The sequence below is a fragment of the Erysipelothrix tonsillarum DSM 14972 genome (assembly GCF_000373785.1).
Classification (GTDB): domain Bacteria; phylum Bacillota_I; class Bacilli_A; order Erysipelotrichales; family Erysipelotrichaceae; genus Erysipelothrix; species Erysipelothrix tonsillarum.
The window spans coordinates 292,930-316,628 of the sequence record NZ_KB892379.1 but is presented as its reverse complement, the minus strand read 5'-3'; the positions used below and the strand labels follow the sequence as shown (position 1 = coordinate 316,628).

Here is a 23,699-nt window from a genome sequence, read left to right as displayed (position 1 = left end):
ACCTCACATTAAGCCACTAAAAATACGGGCAATTGATCGAAAGAGTCTTACGGGATAAGGTACTGCCAGACAGTCCTCTAACGTAATCTCAATCGCATTCTCTGTAATGGTGTGCATTACATCATCATAACAATCTTGTACTACATTGTTATTGATGAAGAGAATACTGCACTCAAAGTGCAAATAATAACTTCTAAAATCCATGTTTGTTGTTCCCACAAGGGCAATTTGGTCATCCGCCACAAAAGTCTTCGAATGAACAAATCCCGGTTCGTATTCATAAATACGAACCCCGCTCTCAATAAGAATTTGATAATTCGATTTTGTGACATGGTTGACAATTTTCTTATCGGGAATATGTGGCACAATAATCCGCACATCAACCCCACTTCGCGCCGCTAATTCGAGGGCCTGAATCACTTCATGGCCAACAATAAGGTAAGGCGTCTGAATGTAGATATAATCCCTTGCATTATTAATCATCGATAAATGAGCATCCAATCCAAGATCGTAATTATCAGTAGGGGCATCTGCAAAGGGCATGACATACCCTTGTGCATCGCTTAGCGTACCAAATTCATATTTATAATCATTAGGATTTTCAATCTCTCCCGTATAATAACGGAAAAACTGCAAGAACATCAAGGTAAGTGAATGCACAGCATCCCCTTCAATCATCACTGCGGTATCTTTCCAATGACCGTATTTACTCCCAATATTGATGTATTCATCGGCAATATTAATTCCACCAATGAAACCTACGCGCCCGTCCACAACACAAATTTTACGGTGATCGCGATTATTCATTTGAATCGCTAAACGCGCTACAAGCGGATTGAATTCAACACAGACAATCCCTGCTTCTTCACATTGTTTTTTTAAATCACGGAAGAGTGCACAACCCCAATCATCATACATAAGGCGAACATCCACACCCTCAGCAACTTTTTTTCGAAGTATAACAAGTAATTCTTGCCACATTAAACCTTCTTTAATTATAAAATACTCAAGAAAAATAAACTTTTCAGCCTTGCGAAGTTCTTCCTTCATGTGTAAAAACTTTTCTTCACCACTAGCAAGGTAAGTTGCTTCCGTATTCTTATAAATTGGATAGTGTGAGCTCCCCATCAAATATTTGACTAACCGAGCCCATCGAGGCGCAGTTTCAAGCGATTCTTCAAGAATTCCAAACGACTCGTCCTGAAGGAAAGCATCTTTGGAATACGTATCACTGATGCGTTCCCGTAATTTTTTAGGAACCTTTTTCCCACCAAAAATGAGATAACAGACCGCACCAATTGGTGGAAATGCTAAAATAATAATGGTCCATGCAAGCCGATAGTATGGGTCATCATTACGATTGGTAATATAAATGATTAGAAGGACGGATAAAAACACAAAAAAAGCATGCATAAAAGCGTAATTTAACGATAAATTCCAAATTAAAGCCACAACAATCGCAAACTCCGCAATTACAATAAGTCCCACCATAAAAATCTTATTTGTTAATAAACGTAGTAATGTTTTCATAAGTCCTCTTTCTATATGTGAATTATACTTTAAACTAAATTCAATAATCAAGTTCCTACTTGATTAAGACCACTGCAAAAGTTATGATATTAAAGATAGAGAGGTTGATACAAAATGACAATCAAACCAAACGACAATAAAGAACTCGAAGTTAATGTCGACGGCAAACGTTACCAACGTTTACCTTTAAAAACAAAGTTAATCATGCGTGATGATAACTTAATTGAAGTAATTAAAGAATTTGCAGATGACTCACTTCAAGATGGAGATATTCTGTTTGTAACCGAAAAAATAGTGGCCATTACACAAGGCCGTGCATATCCTATTAAAGATGTGAAACCACGTAAACTTGCAGTAACACTATCGAATTATGTAACTAAAACACCTCACGGCATTGGCTTGGGCATGCCTGAAACCATGGAAATGGCATTACGGGAATGTGGTACACCCCGAATTATTCTAGCTGCTGGCGTTGCCGCAATTACAAAATTCTTCGGACGAAAAGGTGATTTCTACCGTATCGCGGGTTCTAAAGCACGTGCAATCGATGGACCAACATCGCACACAATTCCACCTTACAATGAATATGTTGTTCTTGGACCTGAGCGTCCACACGAAGTCGCTAAAGAAATTAAAGCCGCTTTCACACAAGATATTGAAGTTATTGTAACGGACATCAACGATCTTGGCGGAAATATTCTCGGATCAAGTTCATCAAGCATTGACAATAACTTAATGGTTAAAATATTAAAGGATAACCCCCTCGGTCAAAAAGCTCAATCGACACCTTTAGGAATTATCCGTAAAATTTAAAGTTTAATTGTATATATTTCCTTAGACGTTTCTCCAAGTTTGTACAACTCATGATCTTCCATAATATCTATGGTTGAGTAATAGTTGCCTCCAAGCTTAAGAATCGTCTTTTTTGATGCAATATTGTCAGGATTACATGTAATGATGACTTCAGGCAATCCAGTTTTGACTTGCCTAATGATTTCAAAGAGCTGAATACACGCATGGTAAGCAAAGTTATGCCCACGATATGGCGGATAGATAATATATCCAATATTGCCATAGTACCATAAGTCACGCCCTTGTTCGTTACGATATTCACAACGACCCACATAGCGTTCAATTTCCCCTACATAAATATCGAACAATAACGTCTCAACGCCGTTATCATCAAATTCATCTGAAATATCAATCAGCTTAAGCTTCATTGTAAATCACCTCTAATTAAAAATCTTTTTTATAGACTTTATAGCCAACATAGCCAACACCGCTCGATATTGCGAATTTAATTAAAATCAAGAAGATTGGATTGGCAATTTGATATTTCGCAAATTCGATAATCAATCGATAAACAAGAAGAATACCTACAGCCATGACACCATACTGAACTTTTTTATCCTTGCCTGTAGTAAATAAACGGTAAAGAATAATAAGAACCGTCGCATATGCAATAAAGTCCGCATACACCGAAACTACAACATCTAAATATCCAAGTGGTTGGATTGCTAGTACAGTATCAATCGCTGTTTGAACTGCAGCTGGGTCAGTATTTTCACCCATAAACTTAGCGGTATCACCTTTGTTAATTGCAAGGGCTAGCATGACATAGTTCATCAACGCCATCGCCGTTTGAAATACATTCATCAACATAAAACCCAACACCATCATAATAGGTGTTTTTTCATTATGTTCTTTTTTAACGAAAAAGTGCATCACAACACCCGATACGAGGGAATATGCCAGGGCTACAATGACTGTAAATAAGAGAAGTTGCCCTAATGGTGGCATTGCTAAAAACCAGCTTGCCTTATTCAATACAAGTCCAAAGCCGTTTACAATCGCATTGGTTCCCATAAAAATAACAAGACCCCAAATCAAGGTACGACTTAAATTTTCTTCACGTCGATAGCGGCCAAGCATAACGACCATCATTGAAATTATTAATACAAAACTTACGATCATCATCGTAATTTGTAACCCACTTACATGTACTGCTCCATCCATAAAGAACGACCTCCACATTTACTTTTATCTCTATTCATTATATTATAAACGAAGGAGGAATACCACATGAATCATCGTAATGAAAATGCCAGTTTCATGGATATAAATGTTACTGTCATCAGCATTGTCCTATGGGCGCTCAGTTTAGTGACAGCCCTCAGCAATCGAAATATGAGTATCTTTCCACTTATTCTTGCAATCATGACCTTATATTTAGAAAAGCATAGTCAGTACTTGCGTAACCACGCAAGTCAAATTGCTATTTTGAACATCACGATTATCATCATCAGTTTTATCGTAGGTGTGATTCAAACGCTTATATTGTCTGTTTTTGGTTGGGTTGTTTTAGTGGGACCCAGTGTTGCTTTAATTTTTAATATCATACACATCATCCTGAGACTCATCTCCTGTCTATTTCATATTTTCGGGATTGCGAAAGCTGGAAAATATCAGTTTTGTAAATTACCCATTATTGGTTTTTTAGGGGATAAACTCGATCACATACTGCAACAAAATTGATGCAACATACTTTATCATCAAAAAAATAAATACCGACCATCGTTAGAACCAACTAAGTTCCAATGAAAGGCGGTATTTTTTTTTTTTTGAGCATCTTTTGCTTCTACCCAAACTAGATTTATCTATAGCGATAGTGTTGTCTGATATAGCCTTAAAATTCCGACTTGGACAAAGAAAAAAAACAGTGGTTGAACCACTGTTTTTATTTTAGCTCACTAATTAGATAGCTCTAACGTTTGCTGCTTGTTCGCCGCGTGGACCTTCAACAACTTCGAAGCTAACTTCTTGTCCTTCTTCTAAAGTTTTGTATCCATCAGCAACGATTGCTGAGTAATGAACAAAGATATCTTGCCCACCCTCGATAGTAATGAATCCGTAACCCTTTTCAGCGTTAAAGAATTTCACTTTACCTGTACTCATGCTAGTACCTCCTATCAGAATAAGATGTACTCAAGCGTAATTCGCAAACTAATATACCAGTTCTTCAAAACACATTGAGTTTATTACGATTTAATATACAATACTAATCATAAACATTCTTATTACAACTTGATATTATCACTTCTAAAAGGGCTTGTCAATGAATTATCGTGCCACAAACCGAGAATTATTAAGCGTTTACATTTATACAATAAAATGTGGGAAACAACTGTAAACAATGGTAATATAGAATTAAATGGAGGGATCACTATGAAAGTATCAGAAATGATAAAACACCAACGAATACAAGCTGGTTTATCTCAAAAGGAACTTGCTCAAAAATTAAAGATTTCTAAACGCTTGCTTAACGAGATTGAGAGCGAAAAAAAAGCTGCAACACCTGATCAAATTATTCATATTTCGGAGTTGTTTAATGTTCCGGTTGAACAATTAGTAAAGGGATCTAATATTCTCGATAAGCCACTTATAATTGGGTATAAACCATCTCGAAAGGACTTCGTTAAGACTTACCTTTTCAGCGCACGTTCCACCCCTTTATGGGTAACTGCCCTCGCCATTTTTATTTCGCCTGCACATCAATATTGGTATGCTAACATTATCGGTTTAATTCTATTCATCCTCTCCTTAATGTTAACCATTGAAAATTTTGCCCGCCATTACGATTACTGGATGATAAATAATGAACAAATCGGTTATTTCGAGAATACACAATTTTCGATGTCAAACCGACGCGTATTGTCTCTGATATTCAAAGATGACGACGCTGAACTTCTCACAAAACTTTCATATAAAAATGTGTGCTCAGCGGGTTTCTATGACGTTCGTACCGCTCCTTCATCTCGACTTAATCAAAACGAAATTTTATCGTTTATAACACCACAATCACCGTTATTTTTAAAAATTATAACAAGCGATACGCCTAAGTATTTAAATATAGCATCCAATGTACTTACAACCGAGCGAAGGGCTATGTTTTATTTATCCAAAATTCAAAATTGTTTTCTGAAACAGGATCTACCATTCGATGATCCTCATGATGTTTTCAATCAAGCGCAGATTCGTGACTACTTAAACTAGCGATAAGAAAGAGAATTTGTATCTTTAATTCAATTTTTCTGTCATAATAGAGTTCGAAATGAGGAATATATATGAAACATATTTTAAAAGTACAATATAATGATGAACTTTTGAATTATCTTCTGAGCCAAGACATACCTTACAGTCGCTCAAAGATTAAATCACTCTTGAAACATGAGTGTATTTCAATTGATAACGAAATAACAACACAATTTGATGATGCAATCACAGTGGGGCAAACAATTACAATTGTAAGTCATAACCAACAACGTGACACGCCCTTACAGATTCTTTACGAGGATAAGGATATTCTTGTCATTGATAAACCCTACAAGTTGTTGACAGTCTCAAACCGTAAAGAGGAAGAACTGACAGCCTTCCGTCTTGCCAGCGATTATGTCAAAAAGCAAGATTCAAAAAATCGAATCTTTGTGGTTCACCGTCTTGATCAAGATACATCAGGCGTTCTTATGTTCGCAAAAAGCGAATATGTAAAACACCTTTATCAAGATAAGTGGTCTGAACTGGTACAAGAACGGCTCTATGTTGCGATTGTGGAAGGTGTAGTTCCTAAAGATAAAGACGTTGTACGTTCTTTCTTAAGACAAAATAAAACGACTCACATGTATTCAACGACTACAGGTCAAGAAGCGATTACCCACTATGAAGTCATTAAACGCACCGAAAACAATTCAATTTTAAAAATCCAAATTGATACAGGACGTAAGAACCAAATTCGTGTTCATATGAATGATATTGGTCATCCCATTATCGGTGATAAAAAATATGACGCAAAAACCAATCCTTTAAAACGATTAGGATTGCACGCTTACCGACTCAAGGTCGTGAATCCAAAAACAAAAAAAGTGATGACGTTTGTGTCACCACTTCCACCTAAGTTTAAAAAATTATCAAAAATAACACCCACACAAGAAGCATCGATCTAAGATATATTAAAGCGCAAGAATCATCATGATTCTTGCGCTTCTTTTTTGTGAAGTCTTATCGTATTTTTTAAAACAAGAATAATCACCGATATAAAATACAAGATAAACAACGGTGGAACGCTCCACCCCATTAAAATCGTTCCATCAATCCACTGATCATAAACATCGAGAGACAAAATAAAATGAACAAAAACTATGATTACAGAAAGTCCAATTCAAATAATAAAATTAAGTTTTCAATAGAATTTAATGTAGTCTTCAAGCTTAATCACCACATTTACGCAGATTCCTTTGATAATCAATGTCTGATTGGATGCATTACTAAAGATTATTAGCTGAAACTGTCGGTTTCATCGATAAATACATTTTTCAGGTTCTTAAAAAAGAATAGATAAAATAATGCACTAGAAACCACTTAGTATGATCTCAGCCGTATCCATGAATACTTATACTCACTAACCTATCCCTAACATTAATAACAACCAGTCCATAAACATTTAGCTTTATTATATTAACAACAATAAAAAAACAACTTTCCTTTAGTTGTTTTTCTTTCCCGCTTCATAAATTTCAATCCAAGTTTCAGGTGTAATCCTGCTTGCCAGCGTCGCAATTAATTCATAGGGGATTTCCGTGTTTTTCGAAAAGCGAATACAAGATTTCCCCATATTTAATTTCGTATTAACTTCTCTTTTATAAGCATCTTGAAACCAAGCTCGAAGCTCTGGGAGTGCATAAATTCCCAAATGATAAAGGCTAATATGATTTTTTTGGTACCCAAGACTGATGAAAGGTAACGGAACCTTGGGATTATCCAAATACCCTTTAGGATACAAGGTGAGTGGCACCACAAACGTCGGCATTTTATATTGCATGGTTAACTCAAACCCCTTTGGTAATGCCGTCTTGATGACATCTAAAAGTTTTTGATAGCCATCTTGAAACTGCGCATCCCCTTGAGCAATGTACGTTTGAATATCCATTAGAACATTCTACGCTTTACTTCCCATTCATCACGTAGAATTCCGTATTTTAGTGCATCATAATAAACACCTTCATGGTAACGCACCTTACGAATTCGTCCTTCAAGTTTCATCCCAATGTTATCTCCTACACCCATCATTGCTTCATTTCCGGACCAAGTGGAAAAGCCAAGATGTTCAATTTCCGGGAAGGCTGCGAATAACTGATCCATCCAAAACATTGCACAAGAACTTCCCAAACCATGACCCCATTCCGTTTCATCATAAATCACAATTCCAAATTCAAGCCAACGCGTTTTATAAGACTCCCAGTAATAGGATACTAGCCCAATCAAGCGGTCATCCTTAAAAATACCCTGTCTAAAATCGACATCAAGAAATAATTCAAGTCTGGATGCTTCAAAATCTTCATAGGATAACGGAATATGTTCATCAACAAAGGGTGCGTCAAAAGCCATCCAAGGTTTTTCTTCTTGAAAAGCTGACATCCATAATGCGTTCATATCCTCTTTTTTTAGTTTACGTATCTCAATCATAAGTCACACTCCTTACTACCATTATACCTTAAAAAGTGCGTCACTATCGTCTCAAGAATCTTTACGTTATAATATATCTATAAGGTAGGTGTTTTATGGAAGATTACTCAATTCTTACCATGCTTTCAATCATAAGTCTTGGTCTGGCGATAGTCTTGGCGATTTCGTATAAGCGAAACCGTGGACGAATTTTAAATGGATTTCTTTTTAATATATTACTTGGTTTTTTAGGGCTCGATCTTATCGCGTATTCGTTTATCACCTCCAATGATTTTATACGAATTTCTACGCTTATTGTTATTATTGTTTTTATGATTGTATTTTTGGTAGGCTATCTTTTTCTCATTATAGGTTTATTTAAAAATGCTCAAATTTTAATCCGCAAGGAAGGATTTCGCTTTTCAAATCTATTAACATTATTTGCGGGAATCGCATTCGTTCTCTTTATCTTTGTAATGCCCATTCTTTCACAGCGCATCCCTGCTCATTATAAGGTAGTACATATCATTTTAGCCTGCCTAACATTTACGTTCTTTTATGTTGTCTTTGTTTTTGTGAATTTCTTATCCTCTTCTTTTTTATATCAGTTTTTCAAACCACGTAAACCACGTAATTTTATCATCGTCCTTGGAAGTGGACTGCGTAATGGTAAAGAAGTGCCACCACTGCTCGCAAGTCGTATTGATGTGGCATTGGATTTTTATTGGAAACAAGCAACATCGCATACACCACCCCTCATGATTTTTAGTGGTGGGCAAGGTGATGACGAGCTTATTCCTGAAGGAGAAGCAATGCGTGCCTATGCAATCAATCAAGGGCTTCCACAAGCTCATGCGTATGCAGAGGTTCAATCTACAACCACTTATGAAAACATGCTTTTTTCGAAAGCAATTATGGATGAAGTGATGGATGGTAAACCATACAACTGCTTGTTTAGTTCCAATACATTTCATATTTTCAGAGCGAGTCAATACGCTCAAATGGTAGGTTTGGATGCACAAGGAATTGGATCTAAAACAGCACGTTATTTTGTGCCCAATGCCTTCATTCGGGAGTTTATTGCTTTAATGGTCATGCATAAACGCTTCCACCTTGTAATCCTTGGGATGGTCTATGCATTGATTTTACTGGGTCAATTCTTATAATTATTCCTTAAAGAGTCTTAAGTGGCTCTTTTTTTTGTGATTAATATTGACAATATTTGTTCATTAAAGAATAATTAGAAAATAAAATTAAAAATTAAGGGGAATTATATTTATGAATAAATTAACAAGATTTCAATTACTTTCCGTAAGCTTAATGCTTTTCTCGATGTTTTTCGGTGCGGGGAATTTAATCTTTCCTACTATGATTGGCTACCTAGCCGGATCTCATAAGTGGATTGGAATTTTCGCTTTTAGTATCACAGCTGTTATCTTACCAATTCTTGCGCTGGTAGCTGTATCCAAACAGGACGGATTTCTCAACCTTGCACATAAGGTTCATCCATGGTTTGCACTCGTTTTTCCAACACTGCTTTACTTATTAAGCGGTCCCCTTCTTTCCGTGCCACGTGCAGGGATCATGCCTTTTGAAACCTCAATTCGATTATTTTTTAATAATTCACACGATGCACAACGTGCACTGTTGATTTATTCTTTTTTCTTTTTTCTAATTTGTTTTGGTTTTTGTATTAAACCACAAGCACTCAGTGATCGGGTAGGAAAAATATTAACACCGCTACTCTTACTCTTTATTTTAATTCTTTTTGGTGGTGCATTTTTTTCTACTTTGACACAGCATTCAGTTTCAAATGCTCCTTATCTATCTACGGGATCATCCTTTGCGCATGGAATCGTAGATGGCTATCTCACGCTTGATGGTTTGGGGGCTTTAAATCTTGGGATTTTAGTTACGATGTCCATCAAAAGTTATGGCCTCAAAGATGATGGTCAAGTTCGTAAAACGGCAATTCAGTCCGGAATTATTGCAGGGATTCTACTCTTTATCGTCTATTGCATGCTTGGTTTCTTGGGGAATTTGATGGCCAGTGATTCCATCGGTGCACCAAACGGTGCTGTCGTGATCGCGCAAATTGGAAACCGCTTATTTGGTGCTTATGGTCCTATCGTATTAGGTATTCTATTTTTTCTTGCATGTCTCACGACTTGTGTTGGATTACTCAGCTGTTCTGCCGAATATTTTGCGGAGCGCTTCCCACGGTTAAGCTATTCTAAAAGTGTTGCCATCCTCTGTTTCATCAGTTTTGCGATATCTAATATCGGTTTAACAACAATTTTAAAAGTAAGTGGACCAATTCTTGCCTGCGTATATCCGGCAGCAATTGCTTTGATTTTACTCGGACTTACCACCTTTCCTTCCACTCTTACATATCGCATTGCAATCATATCCAGTACAATCTTTAGTATTGTTTCGGTCCTTGATCACTTTAAGTTTGAACTTCCTTGGATGACAAATCTTTGTCGTTCCATTCCCTTCTACAATCTTAACCTTGGTTGGATTTTACCCACGTTAATTGCCACCTTAGCTGCATTAGGCTATCAATTGATTCAAAAGAAAAAGGAACTTGTATAAGTTCCTTTTATTGTGTTAGTTGGTAAATAGTTTCAATATTTTTTTGATTTAAGTGGTGTTTTAAATAAACGAAATGAAGAGGTCGTTTTAAGGTAAAATCTTCGAGATTTAAAAAAGAGAGTTCCCCACGTTCAATTTCCGCACTCGCAACTTTCGTATACATAAATGTGACCGCATCCGAATGCTTCAAAAAGGTTTTAATCATTTGAAAACTCCCAATTTCCTGGACTGATTGAAAGGATGTTAGGCTATGATTTTGGGCAGTGAGCCAATTTTCGAAAATTGAGCGGGTGCCCGATCCTGGCTCGCGTACAATGATCGGGAATGCCAAGAGTTTCTCCAAACTTACACTCTGGCCCGCTAAAGGATGATTTTGGGCAACTACAGGCATAAAACGGGCTTCCGTGAAGATATGTGAAGCAAAGATATCTTGATCGAACATTCCTTCAATTAGTGCGCAATCAATGCTCCCCGATTTCAAATCTTCAAGAAGCGTATTCGTATTTGCAACTTTTAATTTAAAATGATTACGTTGCGAGAGCAAATAAGTTCTCAAATGTGATGGGAAATAATAGTCGGCTATCGACAACGTCATTCCGATTGAAATCGGATTCGCTTGTTGTTCAAGTTTTTGAAACAGCACCTCTTGATGTGCATGTTGCATTTTCGCGAAATCGTAAAGTAAATACGCAGATTGTGTAAAGTGCAGCACACGCCCTTCAAAGTATACAAGTTTACAATTATAAAGAGCTTCCAACCGTTTAATGTGTTGTGATACTGCTGGCTGCGTCAAATGTAGTACACGTGCTGCTTCCGTATAACTTTCCAATTCCATAATCGTCATTAGTGTTTTTAATTTTGGATCCATAAGCCCTCCATAAATTTTCTTTATTCATTATAACATACAATAATAAACCGTTATAAATGACAGTGCTATACTTTCTATGGAAAGAGGGGTCTTATGAACTCAATTAAAAAATATACACCAGGATTTTTGCTGGCAGTTGCTGTCGCAATACTCGCCGTCTTTATTGAAAAAATACTTCCCATTAAATTTATCGGCGCATCGGTAATTGCCTTGCTTATTGGAATGTTGATTAACGCTTGGGTTGAACCCAGCGATACCTTTAAATCAGGATTTAAATTCACATCCAAGCATGTTTTAAAATTTGCAATTATTTTACTGGGAGCATCCTTAGATATTAAAATGATTCTCAGTGTTGGGAAAATGTCCTTAGCCGTCATGGTCTTTACACTTCTAACTTGTTTTGGAGGTGGATACTTTATTGGAAAAAAACTGGGATTAAATTGGAAACTATCAAATCTAATCTCTGCAGGAACCGGAATTTGTGGTGGTTCCGCAATTGCCGCCATCGCACCCGTTATTGAAGCAAAAGACGAAGATATTGCCTATGCAATGTCCGCAACCTTTCTCTTTGATGTCCTTATGATCGTTTTGTTTCCCCTTATGGGAAAAGCATTGGGTCTCACGGATATGGCTTACGGGCTTTGGGCAGGTACTGCCGTTAACGATACTTCAAGTGTCGTGGCTGCCGGTTATGCATTTTCAGAGGCAGCAGGTGATTTTGCGACGATGGTAAAACTTACACGAACCTTGGCAATTATTCCAACCGTCATCGTTTTCTCACTCGTCAATGCTCACGTCAAAAAGAGCGCGGGTTTAACACCTAAAACTGAAAAACTCAAATTGACACACATCATTCCATGGTTCATTCTTCTCTTTATTGGATTGGCATTAATCAACAGTACTGGAGTGATTCCACCCGAAGTCAGCATCATTTTAAAACAAATTAGTAAATTCTTAATGGTTTGTGCGCTCGCCGCAATTGGATTAAATACGAAGTTTAAGTCAATGATTAAAACAGGTTTAAATCCTTTCCTTCATGGATTTATAATCTCATTGCTTGTTGTCGTGGTAGCGTTGGGTGTTGAATTTATGATGGGTATTGTATAAAAAAAACAGGTCTTAACACCTGTTTTTTTGTGTCATTTGGGAATTGGAGGGACACATAGTGGAAAGAATATGGATTGATAGAAACGGTTTCGGTGACTGTTTTAACTTCTATCAAATCAACGAGATTAATTACAATATTATGTTCAAGCTACCTCCATTTCACTTGACAATGTCAGTATACAAAAAATGTAACTAAATTTAAATTCCATTTTTCTTAATAATTCTTAACAGGGAATTCGAGCATGATTAAAAACGTAGTCGCATTACGATTCCATGAAAGTCTACCTTCTTGAAGACTCATCAAGCGCTCACAGCTGCGAAGCCCTATCCCATAACTGTCATGCTGACGCGGTTGGGAAGCAATCTGATTCTCAACTGTTATTTGGACTCGGTTTCCCCGTTCTTCAATAACTACCATCACCCCCGCTTCATAATCAGCATATTTAATAATATTTGATGTTATGTTATCAAAAATACGTTGCATCAGTATCTGTGATTGATAACACCAACCGCTTTGACCTGCATCATCACGTATGCGCACTTGGATTCCATAAACATCAAGCGTACATTCAAGTTGCTTCAAAAAATCAGTCTTAAAATCATAAAATGCTGTTTTGATGATTGGAAATGAATGCTCTTCATGCGAAGCAACGGCCGTAAAACATCGTAAAAGTTCGTGAGTTAGCTGTTTCACTTGTTGTGCTTTTTGAAAACACAAATTAATTTTTTCGCGTTGCATTACGGTTAATGTATCATCAATTTGAAGGTACTCAAGATAGCCTAATAAGATGGTCATCGGGGTCCGAATATCATGCGATAAGGTTGTAGTCGCATCCTTCAAAACTTCCTGAGAACGAACAATCATTTCGGTATTTGTAAGTAGAGCTTCCCGCATTAGATTAATCCCTTGTGCAAGATTGGTTAATTCATCATTCCCTTTTTCAGACACTTTAGTCTCCAACATACCGCCACCGATTGCATTAAGTTCATCCGTAAGGGTTTTAATGTAGTCTGTAATGCTTCGCAACAGAATACACATCGTAGTCACAAAGACAATAAATGCAATGCCGATATTCACACGATCAACCCGTGTTAAATACTCAATGACGTCATAGTTCATAATATCAACCCGTAACGGCGTCCCATTTACATCCAAAGCAAACGTTTGTAATGGATAGGAAGCATCATTGACCGTGTCATAGGCTTTCGTTTCGATTCCAATATCGTTAGTATAGAGCAAATGGGATTGATCATAAATATAAACCAATGAAAACGGAAACTGTTTGACCCATTGATTCAATTCATCCAATGAATCTGTTGTAACGTTGTGCCGATTAATAAAGGTTTGCAATGCATCTATACGTTCCTGAACTGTATTCCGGTTTGGATGAGCACTATTTATATAAACATCCGCTAGCCTCCCCAACAACATATAAGTTCCTAAACTAATCATCGTGGCAATCGCAATATAGACAAGAATTTGAAAAGATAAGTGCGTCGATCTTTGTGTCCGTCTAAACACCATCGTACTTGTATCCCTTTCCCCATACATTTTTAATTATTTTAGGTTTATTGGGTTCATCTTCAATTTTTTTACGGAGATTGCGAATATGCACCATCACCGTATTTGAACAGGAATAAAAGTAAGTATCCTCCCAAACGATTTCAAATAATTGTTCGATGGTATAAATCCTGCCTGGATTACTGAGCAGTAATCTTAAAATACGATATTCACGTTCTGTAAGATCTAAAAGCACATTGTTTTTATAAACCTCATTGGTTTTTCGGTTTAGAGAAATTTGTTTCTCATGCAGAATTTCATCCTGCGGGTTTTGAGGTTTACTGCCATAATTACAGTAACGCCGCAACAATGCCTTAACCCGAACACTCAGTTCTAAATAAGAAAAAGGCTTCATAATGTAATCATCCGCACCAACCGAAAACCCTAAAACAACATCCTCTTCGTTTTCTTTAGCCGTTAAGAAGATAATGGGAATTTGATGTTCATCACGGATTTTTCGACAAAGCTTAATCCCATCAATTTCAGGCATCATAATATCTAAAATTGCGAGATCAAACCGTGTATCAAATTCATTCAGGGCTTCATAGCCGTTGGCATAAGTTTCAACTTGAAAGCCATCGTTAGTCAACAGCAATTCCAACAACTCTCGAATTTCATGATCATCATCCACTACCAGTATGCGATTCATAATTCAACCTCCTCAAGTAAATCATGTTTAAATATAGAGATTCTCACTTTTCTTGTCAATAAATGTTATTCAAAATCACATAAAAAAAAACGGATGCCTTATGAAGTTGCCTTCAACATTCCGTCTTTTATTGCATGTCTGATTCAAGATATTCCATGACCCAAGGGCCACGGTCACGATAAGCTTCTGTATTCCCATTCATTGTAATATAAATCATTCCATCTCGTTCTAACTCAGGGCGATCCAAACGCATAACATATCGTGTCATGATTGAACCGATGTAAAGCACACACCCCAGGAGAAAAAAGGTTAGAAAGACGCGCCGAGTAATGTTTTGCACACCATAGCGCTTATCGAAGGGATTGGGTCGCACTAAATAATACACAAGATACAAAAGTAGTAAAATGATACATATAAAGAAACTTCCATAGAGAAACATTTTAAAGCGAGACCGATAAACCAGATGTAATTCAGAATAAAGAATCACCCGTACAATCGTGAGCATCATAAAATTTAAACTTGCGAACAAGACGATGATATTTCTAAACCGCATTAATTTTTGATTCATATGCATCGCCTCCTTAAATCTATTATACGTGAGAATTAAGGACGTGTCACTGTAATGGGAATGTTAATTTCACTTTAAAAAGGTCACCGTCAATTTCAAGGACAAAAGCACCGTCCATAACTTCAGTCAGAGCTTTCGCAATGGAAAGACCCAAGCCGCTTCCCTCTGTATTACGCGATGCATCCCCGCGTACAAAACGCTCCATCAGTTCGTCCGAACTGATATTCAACGATGCCTGGGAAATGTTCTTTATTTCTATTTGGGCTTCATCAGCTGTTTGCTTTAAACTCACATAGACACGAGAATGATCTAAGGAATATTTATATACATTTCCGAGAAGATTATCCAAAATTCGGAATAAAACATTACCATCTAAGTATGCACTTACCTCATCTTCTGTGATGATTAGATCTAATTTTTTTGTATCAAATCGATCCGTATACTCGCCCACTACTTGTTCTAACAAGACATTCAAACTGGTCTTTTCGCGATTGAGTTGAATGGATCCCGAACTGGCTTTGGAAGCATCCACCAAATCTTCAATCAATTTTTTTAGTCGGGCCGATTGACGTGTAAGCACTTGTAAATATTCTTGAATCTCTGGATCTTCAAAGGTTTTCTGTTCAAGTAATCCCACATAGTTAATAATCGATGTCAAGGGCGTTTTTATATCATGGGAGACATTGGTAATCAATTCCGTTTTCATTCGTTCGGATTTCATTTGTTTATCAACCGCAAGTCTAATCCCGTCAGACAATTGATTCAAATCCTCTGCATGTTCTTTAAAAGCACCGTGAAGATTGCTTATTTTAATTTTATCATCGATATCTCCTTGCGCCATTGCATGAGTTGCTTGGCGCACAATTCGAGCCTCGATACATAATTTAATTGCAAACCAAGTGATGACACCCGTTTTGATTACCCAAAAGAAGACCATTCCCCCATTCCCATTAGCAATGGATCGAAAGGTAAAGATATCAAATATAATGGATGCACCGATAACAGAGCCCGCCTTTAAAACGAGATCACGGTGCCAAATCGAAGTTTTTATAAGTCGCATAACGGGTTGTATTATCAAGCGGTTTATCAATGAATTTTTGAATAATTGCTTTGTTTTAATGCGCTTAATCAAAGAATCATAAAAAACAAAACCGATTCCAAGTCCGATGACACTTGTAATAAGCCCCATTAAAAATGCGTTGTGAACATCGCGGTGGAATTCATTGGTGCTTATAACGAGAAATCCCATAACAATGAAAACCACCGAAAACAAGAGTGTTATAAATAACTCAAGGGGCAGACGATCAAAGATATTGAGTTGCACCTCCCCATCCTCATCTCGAACGCCAGAGTGCATACTAAATCCAATCAAGGAAGCAAGACTTAAGAAGGCCGAAACAATTAAGATGCCATAATAACTATAGTTAATTTCCACGAGGTTATTTACCAGTGCATCAATATACCAAAATTGATCACGTGCCCCACTTAGTATTTGACTCTCAACCGTATAATGTTTTTCAATTATTTCTGAATTTATATAACGACCTTTTTGATCAAGTTTATCCACGCGTTTATAAGTTGAAAAAGGATATTGTGTGATAAATCCATCTTGAGAAGCGGATTCCTTGCTGTAAATAAGCTTATTCTCCGAATTGTAGATTTTAAAAAAATGATTCGGTGATATTACCCTCTGCTCGCTGCGTTTGAGATCCTCAACAAGTTCTTCTTCCGTTTCACGTCCATAATCATAGAAGAGTTGATTGATTTGGTATTCCGCTGTTTCTTTATAATACTGCTCACGGACAGCATCTTGCGATTGACTGTTAATTTGAAGTTGTTGCATCTTAACAAGTGCATAAACACTACCAACTAGAGTACCTAAAGATGTAATAAAAATGGCTGCGGTTATAATTCGAATAATTAAATGCTTTCGTTTACTCGGATTCATGGTTCATCGCTCCTTCTATTTTATATCCCTGTCCCCATACCACTTTGAAATATCGCGGTTCGGAAGGATTGATTTCTAATTTTTCTCTCAGATGGCGGATGTGAACGGCAACCGTTCCTTCAGATCCATAGGGACTGTCTTGCCAGACATGTTCGTAAATTTGTTTTGGTGAAAACACCTGATTTGGATGCGACATCAATAATTTCAAGATGTCAAACTCAGTTGGAGTACATCGAACGCGTTTGCCATCAATGTGTACGTCTTTCGATTGATCATCCAGTTCGAGCCCACCTACTTTTAATTGATGGGCGTTATCTTGATATCCTTGGTTAAATTGAGTATACCGACGCAATTGTGATTTCACCCGAGCAATCACTTCCATCGGATTAAAAGGTTTTGTAATGTAGTCGTCAGCCCCGACATTCAAACCTAAGATTTTATCGGTATCTTCACTTTTAGCCGTAAGTAAAATGACGGGAATGGTTGATGTATTACGTATGTGCATCATCGTTTCAAGTCCATCCATTTTAGGCATCATGATATCCAACAGCACAAGATCAATCCGTTCTCGTTTTAAAATTTCTAAAGCATCGATGCCATTATATGCTTCATAAATAATGTAGTCTTCTTGCGATAAATAAATTTTTAATGCATTTACGATATCTTTTTCATCATCGCAAATCAGTATTTTTGCCATATGCCACCTCTTACATCTATTATAGGTTTTAAATCTTTAAAAACCAATGGGTCAAATGTTTAAGAATTGTTTAAGGTTACACAATGTTCTATAATTGATTGAGGAGGTAATACTATGAACCTTAAAGACAAATTAACCCCTTTGCAATATGATGTTACCCAAAATAACGCTACTGAGGCACCTTTCACCGGTGTCTATGATGATTTTTATGAACCCGGTATTTATGTTGATATTGTAAGTGGTGAACCCCTTTTCTTATCCAATGATAAGTTTAATGCGGGTTGCGGTTGGCCTTCTTTCTCAAAACCAATTGAATCCCTTTTGGAAGTAGAAGACGTCTCTCATCAACGCGTCCGTACTGAAGTTCGTTCCCGTAATGCGAATTCACACCTTGGGCATGTCTTTGATGATGGCCCCCGTGAACTAGGTGGATTGCGATATTGTATTAACGCGGCAGCATTACGGTTTATTCCCCGAGATCAAATGGAAGCGGAAGGGTATGGTCAATACCTTGAGGCCATCGACCATGAATGATACGGAATTATTAGAAGCATTGCTCCTTGATGCACCACAGGACGTTGTTGCCTTATGGGCTGCTGACTGTCTTGAGCACGCGCTTAGTTTGTGTCATTACAAAGATGTTCATGCTACTCAAGCCCTACGCGCTGCACGCAATTGGAGTTCAGGTACTATGGATGTGTCTGAGGCTCGTACCATCGCCCTAAAAGCACACAGTCGCGCACGTGAACTTACAAAAACAGAACATGTCTACCTTTTAAGAGCCAGTGGCCATGCCGCCGGCACCGCTCAGGTCAAAGCACATGGAATCCGGTGTGCAGACTATGCACTCAAAGCAATTAAAGTTGGCCGGCGTAGTAAAGGTTCCATTGAGCGAAAATGGCAACTTGACACCTTAACCGCATATGTACATAAAAAAACTTCTTGATCCTACCACCAAGAAGTTTTTTTATGATTCAATTCCTAAACGCTTTTTGAGTAACACAACGGTTTCAGCATATTCCGGTACATTCATAAAGTGCATACTGAGCATATAAACAACAATACCAACAACAATACCTAGCAATACCCCTTGTTTGCCCATATCGACTAGAGCGGTTTGGTAATAAACACCATACACTGCCACCCCCATCAATAAAGATGCCGCAAGGGTTTTCACAAAAGAACGAATAAATTGGCCCGTACGCAATCCTTTTAGACGTACCCGTAAAGCATTATAAAGTAACAATGCCCCGGTAAATGCAGCGATTGTTGTTGCTAAGGCTAATCCGGTTACCCCCATAACGCGTGACAAGACAAGATTCAAGACTATATTCACCAACACGGATATCACACCGATACGAACTGGTGTTTGGGTATCCTCCAAGGCATAAAACGTTTTGGTGAGTACCTGGCGCATCCCAAAAGCTACCAAGCCTAACGCATAGTAGAATAGAATTGTCCCCGTTACAAGAATCGCTTGATCATCAAACTTACCATGACCCAAGAGCATCATCACAATGGGTTTAGAAAGCACCATAATGCCTACAGTTGCAGGTATGATTAAAATATTCACGACATTTAATATTTTTGTTAAAGTGCTTTTTAATTGTTCTGTTTCATGACGTACTGCATTACCTACAAGCGTCGGATACAGAACCGTCGCCATTGTTGATACAAAAACACTTAGAACCGCATCATTGATTTGCGACGCATAACTGATAGCGGAAATGGCGCCATCATTGAAGGTGGAAGCAATTGTACGGTCAATCACGAGATTCACTTGATCAATCGAAGCCCCTAAAATAATCGGTAATGCCATAACCGCCATCATTTTTACATATGGATTGTGTACATCAAAACTTTTTTTACGTTTAAATCCGTGTATGTGGGAGGTAAAACCAGCAAATAGATATTGTATGATACTTGAGACTAAAATCCCTAAAGGTAAGACCATAATATCGGTGCGCACACTCATAAAAATAGAGAGGATTACTACAATATTCATCATGAAACTTCCCATTGGCGCGATAAGGAATCGATTATGAATTTCATGGTAACTTTCATAGATGGAACGAGCACCAATAAAGAAAATTGAAAGCAACGTCACTTTCGTAAAACGAACAGCGAGGTCGAGTTTGATGCCTGTGTATCCACGCGCAAAAATTAACACAACCTCTTTGGTAAATACAAGTCCTAAAAGCACAAGAACCAGGGCCAAAATCGCCAATAAGTTTAAGGCATCACTCATGTATTGATCAGCGATTGCTTCACCTTTTTCTTCGCGCGCACGAATATAGACCGGAATAAAGGTGCTTACAAGTCCCACCGCAACAAATCCAAAGATAACATTTGGAATACTCCATGAAGTGAAATAAACATCGGATACAATTGATGTCCCATAAAAATAGGATAAAACTAAGCCTCGAACAAGACCCAGTACTTTGGAGATAAGAATTGCGATGGTTAAATACGCTGCATTACGTTTCATGTGATCCCTCTTTTCTATTCTATTATACCTGTTTCATCGTTGAAACATTCAGAAAAGTGAATCTCACATAATAAACCAAAAACACTTCGATTCCAATACACTACACAACATAAAAAAAGGTTAAAATATTTTAACCTTTTTTGTATTGATGTTTAAAATAGTAAAAAATGCCTAAGACTGACCATACAATCATAAAAATAAATGAAGGTAATTGCAATTGACCGGGTGAACCCGGGATTACAAGTAAACCTACAAATACTAGGCTCACCAACGCCCCAACTGCACTCAGACCTTTTGCAGTGCCGTTTGATTTTTTAAAGCTAATAAAACAAACATAAAAGTACACAATTGCTGCCAAGAGGGAAGACATATCCACAATATAGATAATCATTTCACGTCCAAACCACGGAGCAACAAGACTTATAACCGTAATAAACCGAATGGCATTCACATACATACCGTTTTGATTTTCACGACTATATTTTTGGGGAATAAGTTTATATTGGGATAATGCACCAATCAACTTACTACCACCAAGCATAAAGCCATTTATTCCACCAGAAACAGCACCTGCTAGCGATATGAGCAACAGTATAAATGCCGCAAATCCGAGTTTATTCAGTACTGCCGAGCCCAATGCCCATTCTTCAAGCAAACCTTCTTGGGGAGCATAGACAAGAGCCGTTGTGATGTTATTAAGGTTATAAAAAAGAACTCCCGCAAACACTGCAAGCACAGTTACCCGAACTGCTTTGGATGCACTGAAATCCAGATCCGTAGAGACTTGTGGAATGACATCAAAACCTACAAACAGGAAGGGTGCAATCGCAAAAATTTTCGCAATTTGACTGAGATCAAAGGTATAGGGCGTAATGTAGTATTCTTTAAGAACAGATGTTCCTTGAACCCCCAACATCATTGCGAATAACAGAATAATATTGGCAACCGTTAGTAAAATCATTACATTTTGTACCCTTGAACTCATTTTAAGTCCTTGAACATTAATTTTCGCAAACAGAATAATAATAAAACTTGCGATAAGTATTTCTGAAAAATATACCGATGTTCCACCGATATCATAGAGATATCCAAACGTTACAACAGATCCAAAAAGTTTTTTTACGACGAGTACAAAGGCTGTGGCATTGAGTGGAACCATACTGATATAACAAAGAATTAAAAACCAGCCTACAATAAACCCGTGTTTTTTCCCTAAGTTATTATACGTGTACGAAAACTCCCCACCGTCCTCGGTATGATCCGACATCATAACATGATATCCTTGCACAATAAAGATGATTGCAATACCACCAAGAACAAGCCCGATAGCAGTGTTAATAACACCACTTTCGGGCAAGAACTTGGTTCCTGGGAGCGTAAACGATCCCCAACCAATGATTGAACCTAATGCAAGCGCTAAAATATCAATTTTACTGAGTCTTTTGCGCATGATTTATCCTTTAATTAAAGTTATATTCTGTAACGATTTTGTCACGGCCCGTAACTTGATCGTTAAAGTATTCATATTCACAGATTCCTAGGTATGACCCAGAAATATTTACAACATTATCAAAGCCAAGATTTTGTAATGCCATAACCGCATTATATGAACGTTGACTTGAACGGCAATGTAAGTACACAGGTTTATCTGTTGGAATTTCGTCCAAACGATCACGAATTTGACTCAATGGAATGTTTACCGCATTGATTAAATGACCTAAAGCGAATTCAGGTTCTTCACGGACATCAATAATAAAGGCACCCGATTCAACAAGTTCACGAACTTGTGTTACAGGAACTTGGTTAAAGCGTCCATAAAGAAGATTTAATGCAACAAGTGCAGCATGATTGACTACATCTTTTGCTGTTCCAAATGGTGGCGCATAGCATAGTTCAACTTCTTTAAGATCTTCGAGTGAACCGCCCATTTGAATCATGGTTGCAATTACATCGATTCGTTTATCGACATTTCCCTTACCAATTGCTTGAGCACCCAAGAGTTTACCTGTTGGGTATTCATAGATAAGTTTGAAGTGCATAGGATTTGAGTCGGGCATCAACCCAACTTTATCGCCAGGAATAATGTATACAAAGTCATAATCAATACCTGCAGCTTGTGCAGCTTTTTCATTCAAACCTGTTGATGCAGCATTTAAATCAAAAACTTGAACACATGAAGATCCTACAACACCGTTATTGTTGTGTGGAATACCATACATATGGTCTGCTGCTGCACGTGCTTGACGTTGAGCAGGACCAGCTAAAGCAAGACGTGTTGGTTTACGTGTAATTTGGTGGAAGACTTCAATTGCATCACCGACTGCATAGATGTTTTTATCGTTAGTGAGGTAGTTGTGATCTACTTTAATACCACCTGTAACCCCAATTTCAAGACCTGCATCCTTTGCAAGACCTGTTTCGGGTGCAACTCCGATTGCCATAACTACAGCACCCGATTCTAAAATTGTACCGGAGCCAAGTTCAACACTTGTTTCTGTAATCTTTTTCACACCATCACCAAGAATTAATTGGATTCCGTTATCCATCATTTCTTTGTGAAGTACTTGAGCCATATCGTAGTCAAATGGACTCATGATTTGATCAATCGCTTCAACTAAAGTTACTTTTTTACCTGCATGACGTAGATTTTCCGCAACTTCAACCCCGATGAAACCACCACCGACAACGGTAATGTTTTCAATATTGTTATTTACAATATGACCATTAAGTTTTTTAATGTCGACAACGTTACGTACTGTAAATACATTGTCGCCTTGAATTCCTTCAATACTGCGTGGCAAGATTGCACTTGCTCCTGGTGATAAAACAAGTTTATCGTATGCTTCATCCGTTTCTTCACCAGTTTCAAGATTTTTTACGGTTACCGTTTTTGCATCACGGTTAATTTTCATAACTTCAGTGCTTGTGCGTGCAATGATGTTATATTGGTTTTTAAATTGTTCTGGTGACATCAACACTAAATCATCACTTGATGCAACAATACCACTTAAATGGTATGGTAATGCACAGTTTGAGAAGGATACATTAGGTCCTCGCTCAAACATAATTACTTCTGCATGTTCGTCTTGACGACGTACACGCGCTGCAACTGAAGCGCCTCCAGCTACACCCCCGACAATTAATATTCTTTTACTCATTCGATTGCCCTCTTTCTTTTCTAAGTTATCGA

24 protein-coding genes are annotated in these 23,699 nt (G+C 37.6%); 9 read left to right on the top strand and 15 right to left on the bottom strand.

All coding sequences use genetic code 11. The annotated features are described in order from the left end of the window. Positions 1-3: 3 nt before the first annotated feature. Complete coding sequence (gene cls, locus B096_RS0107195) at positions 4-1,530, bottom strand: cardiolipin synthase (protein ID WP_018580074.1); 1,527 nt, start codon at positions 1,528-1,530, stop codon at positions 4-6. A gap of 114 nt (positions 1,531-1,644) precedes the next feature. Between cls and B096_RS0107190 the strand changes: the two genes are divergently transcribed. Continuing rightward, on the top strand, positions 1,645-2,343 hold the full coding sequence (locus B096_RS0107190) for a coenzyme F420-0:L-glutamate ligase (RefSeq protein WP_018580073.1): 699 nt from the start codon (positions 1,645-1,647) through the stop codon (positions 2,341-2,343). Here B096_RS0107190 and B096_RS0107185 read toward each other — a convergent pair. Both B096_RS0107185 and B096_RS0107180 read right to left on the bottom strand, forming a co-directional pair. Then, positions 2,340-2,750, bottom strand: a complete 411-nt coding sequence (locus tag B096_RS0107185) for a GNAT family N-acetyltransferase (protein ID WP_018580072.1) — start codon at positions 2,748-2,750, stop codon at positions 2,340-2,342. The genes B096_RS0107190 and B096_RS0107185 overlap by 4 nt on opposite strands. Positions 2,751-2,766: 16 nt before the next feature. Further along, positions 2,767-3,546, bottom strand: coding sequence for a hypothetical protein (locus tag B096_RS0107180; RefSeq protein ID WP_018580071.1), 780 nt, complete (start codon positions 3,544-3,546; stop codon positions 2,767-2,769). Between the two features lie 66 nt (positions 3,547-3,612). Here B096_RS0107180 and B096_RS0107175 point away from each other — a divergent pair, with 66 nt between their 5' ends. Next, a complete protein-coding gene (locus B096_RS0107175) occupies positions 3,613-4,065 on the top strand; it encodes a hypothetical protein (RefSeq protein ID WP_018580070.1) in 453 nt (150 codons plus the stop codon). A gap of 219 nt (positions 4,066-4,284) precedes the next feature. Here B096_RS0107175 and B096_RS0107170 read toward each other — a convergent pair whose 3' ends face one another. Then, positions 4,285-4,485: a cold-shock protein gene (locus B096_RS0107170; protein ID WP_018580069.1), complete on the bottom strand. Its 201-nt coding sequence runs from the start codon at positions 4,483-4,485 to the stop codon at positions 4,285-4,287. A gap of 270 nt (positions 4,486-4,755) precedes the next feature. On the opposite strand from B096_RS0107170, the gene B096_RS09770 reads away from it, so the two are divergent. Together B096_RS09770 and B096_RS0107160 are read left to right on the top strand one after the other, a co-directional pair. Next, positions 4,756-5,583 carry a helix-turn-helix domain-containing protein gene (locus B096_RS09770; RefSeq protein WP_018580068.1) on the top strand — a complete coding sequence of 276 codons (828 nt, stop codon included), beginning with the start codon at positions 4,756-4,758 and terminating at the stop codon, positions 5,581-5,583. A 71-nt stretch (positions 5,584-5,654) separates the two neighbouring features. Further along, positions 5,655-6,530, top strand: a complete 876-nt coding sequence (locus B096_RS0107160) for an RluA family pseudouridine synthase (protein WP_018580067.1) — start codon at positions 5,655-5,657, stop codon at positions 6,528-6,530. Between the two features lie 539 nt (positions 6,531-7,069). On the opposite strand, the gene B096_RS0107155 is transcribed toward B096_RS0107160, so the two are convergent. Further along, on the bottom strand, positions 7,070-7,513 hold the full coding sequence (locus B096_RS0107155; protein WP_018580066.1) for a DUF1801 domain-containing protein: 444 nt from the start codon (positions 7,511-7,513) through the stop codon (positions 7,070-7,072). Next, positions 7,513-8,049, bottom strand: a complete 537-nt coding sequence (locus tag B096_RS0107150; protein ID WP_018580065.1) for a GNAT family N-acetyltransferase — start codon at positions 8,047-8,049, stop codon at positions 7,513-7,515. Before B096_RS0107150 ends, B096_RS0107155 begins: the two co-directional genes overlap by 1 nt. Positions 8,050-8,144: 95 nt before the next feature. Here B096_RS0107150 and B096_RS0107145 point away from each other — a divergent pair, with 95 nt between their 5' ends. Then, positions 8,145-9,194, top strand: coding sequence for a YdcF family protein (locus B096_RS0107145; RefSeq protein WP_018580064.1), 1,050 nt, complete (start codon positions 8,145-8,147; stop codon positions 9,192-9,194). Positions 9,195-9,306: 112 nt separating this feature from the next. Continuing rightward, the gene (gene brnQ, locus B096_RS0107140; RefSeq protein ID WP_018580063.1) at positions 9,307-10,623 is read left to right on the top strand and encodes a branched-chain amino acid transport system II carrier protein; all 1,317 of its coding nucleotides are present in this window, start codon (positions 9,307-9,309) and stop codon (positions 10,621-10,623) included. 7 nt (positions 10,624-10,630) lie between these two features. Here brnQ and B096_RS0107135 read toward each other — a convergent pair whose 3' ends face one another. Further along, positions 10,631-11,491, bottom strand: coding sequence for a LysR family transcriptional regulator (locus B096_RS0107135; RefSeq protein WP_018580062.1), 861 nt, complete (start codon positions 11,489-11,491; stop codon positions 10,631-10,633). A 93-nt stretch (positions 11,492-11,584) separates the two neighbouring features. Here B096_RS0107135 and B096_RS0107130 point away from each other — a divergent pair, with 93 nt between their 5' ends. Next, positions 11,585-12,598: a YeiH family protein gene (locus B096_RS0107130; RefSeq protein WP_018580061.1), complete on the top strand. Its 1,014-nt coding sequence runs from the start codon at positions 11,585-11,587 to the stop codon at positions 12,596-12,598. 214 nt (positions 12,599-12,812) lie between these two features. Here the strand turns inward: B096_RS0107130 and B096_RS0107125 are convergent, their stop codons facing one another. The 5 genes from B096_RS0107125 to B096_RS0107105 all read right to left on the bottom strand — a co-directional run bounded on the left by B096_RS0107125 (position 12,813) and on the right by B096_RS0107105 (position 18,021). Next, entirely contained in the window at positions 12,813-14,123 is a 1,311-nt protein-coding gene (locus B096_RS0107125; protein WP_018580060.1) for a sensor histidine kinase, read from the bottom strand. Then, positions 14,113-14,808, bottom strand: a complete 696-nt coding sequence (locus B096_RS0107120; RefSeq protein WP_018580059.1) for a response regulator transcription factor — start codon at positions 14,806-14,808, stop codon at positions 14,113-14,115. Before B096_RS0107120 ends, B096_RS0107125 begins: the two co-directional genes overlap by 11 nt. A gap of 127 nt (positions 14,809-14,935) precedes the next feature. Further along, positions 14,936-15,376, bottom strand: a complete 441-nt coding sequence (locus tag B096_RS0107115) for a hypothetical protein (RefSeq protein WP_018580058.1) — start codon at positions 15,374-15,376, stop codon at positions 14,936-14,938. A 46-nt stretch (positions 15,377-15,422) separates the two neighbouring features. Then, on the bottom strand, positions 15,423-17,324 hold the full coding sequence (locus B096_RS0107110; RefSeq protein ID WP_018580057.1) for a sensor histidine kinase: 1,902 nt from the start codon (positions 17,322-17,324) through the stop codon (positions 15,423-15,425). After that, entirely contained in the window at positions 17,311-18,021 is a 711-nt protein-coding gene (locus B096_RS0107105; RefSeq protein ID WP_018580056.1) for a response regulator transcription factor, read from the bottom strand. The genes B096_RS0107110 and B096_RS0107105 overlap by 14 nt, the downstream gene beginning before the upstream one ends. 114 nt (positions 18,022-18,135) lie before the next feature. Between B096_RS0107105 and msrB the strand changes: the two genes are divergently transcribed. Together msrB and B096_RS0107095 are read left to right on the top strand one after the other, a co-directional pair. Further along, positions 18,136-18,555, top strand: coding sequence for a peptide-methionine (R)-S-oxide reductase MsrB (msrB, locus tag B096_RS0107100; RefSeq protein WP_018580055.1), 420 nt, complete (start codon positions 18,136-18,138; stop codon positions 18,553-18,555). After that, the gene (locus B096_RS0107095; RefSeq protein ID WP_018580054.1) at positions 18,548-18,967 is read left to right on the top strand and encodes a putative immunity protein; all 420 of its coding nucleotides are present in this window, start codon (positions 18,548-18,550) and stop codon (positions 18,965-18,967) included. Before msrB ends, B096_RS0107095 begins: the two co-directional genes overlap by 8 nt. A 21-nt stretch (positions 18,968-18,988) precedes the next feature. Here B096_RS0107095 and murJ read toward each other — a convergent pair whose 3' ends face one another. The 3 genes from murJ to B096_RS0107080 all read right to left on the bottom strand — a co-directional run bounded on the left by murJ (position 18,989) and on the right by B096_RS0107080 (position 23,667). Continuing rightward, positions 18,989-20,509: a murein biosynthesis integral membrane protein MurJ gene (murJ, locus tag B096_RS0107090; protein ID WP_018580053.1), complete on the bottom strand. Its 1,521-nt coding sequence runs from the start codon at positions 20,507-20,509 to the stop codon at positions 18,989-18,991. A 130-nt stretch (positions 20,510-20,639) separates the two neighbouring features. Beyond that, positions 20,640-21,959: an APC family permease gene (locus B096_RS0107085; protein ID WP_018580052.1), complete on the bottom strand. Its 1,320-nt coding sequence runs from the start codon at positions 21,957-21,959 to the stop codon at positions 20,640-20,642. A 10-nt stretch (positions 21,960-21,969) separates the two neighbouring features. Further along, entirely contained in the window at positions 21,970-23,667 is a 1,698-nt protein-coding gene (locus B096_RS0107080; protein ID WP_018580051.1) for an FAD-dependent oxidoreductase, read from the bottom strand. Between the last annotated feature and the right edge of the window lie 32 nt (positions 23,668-23,699).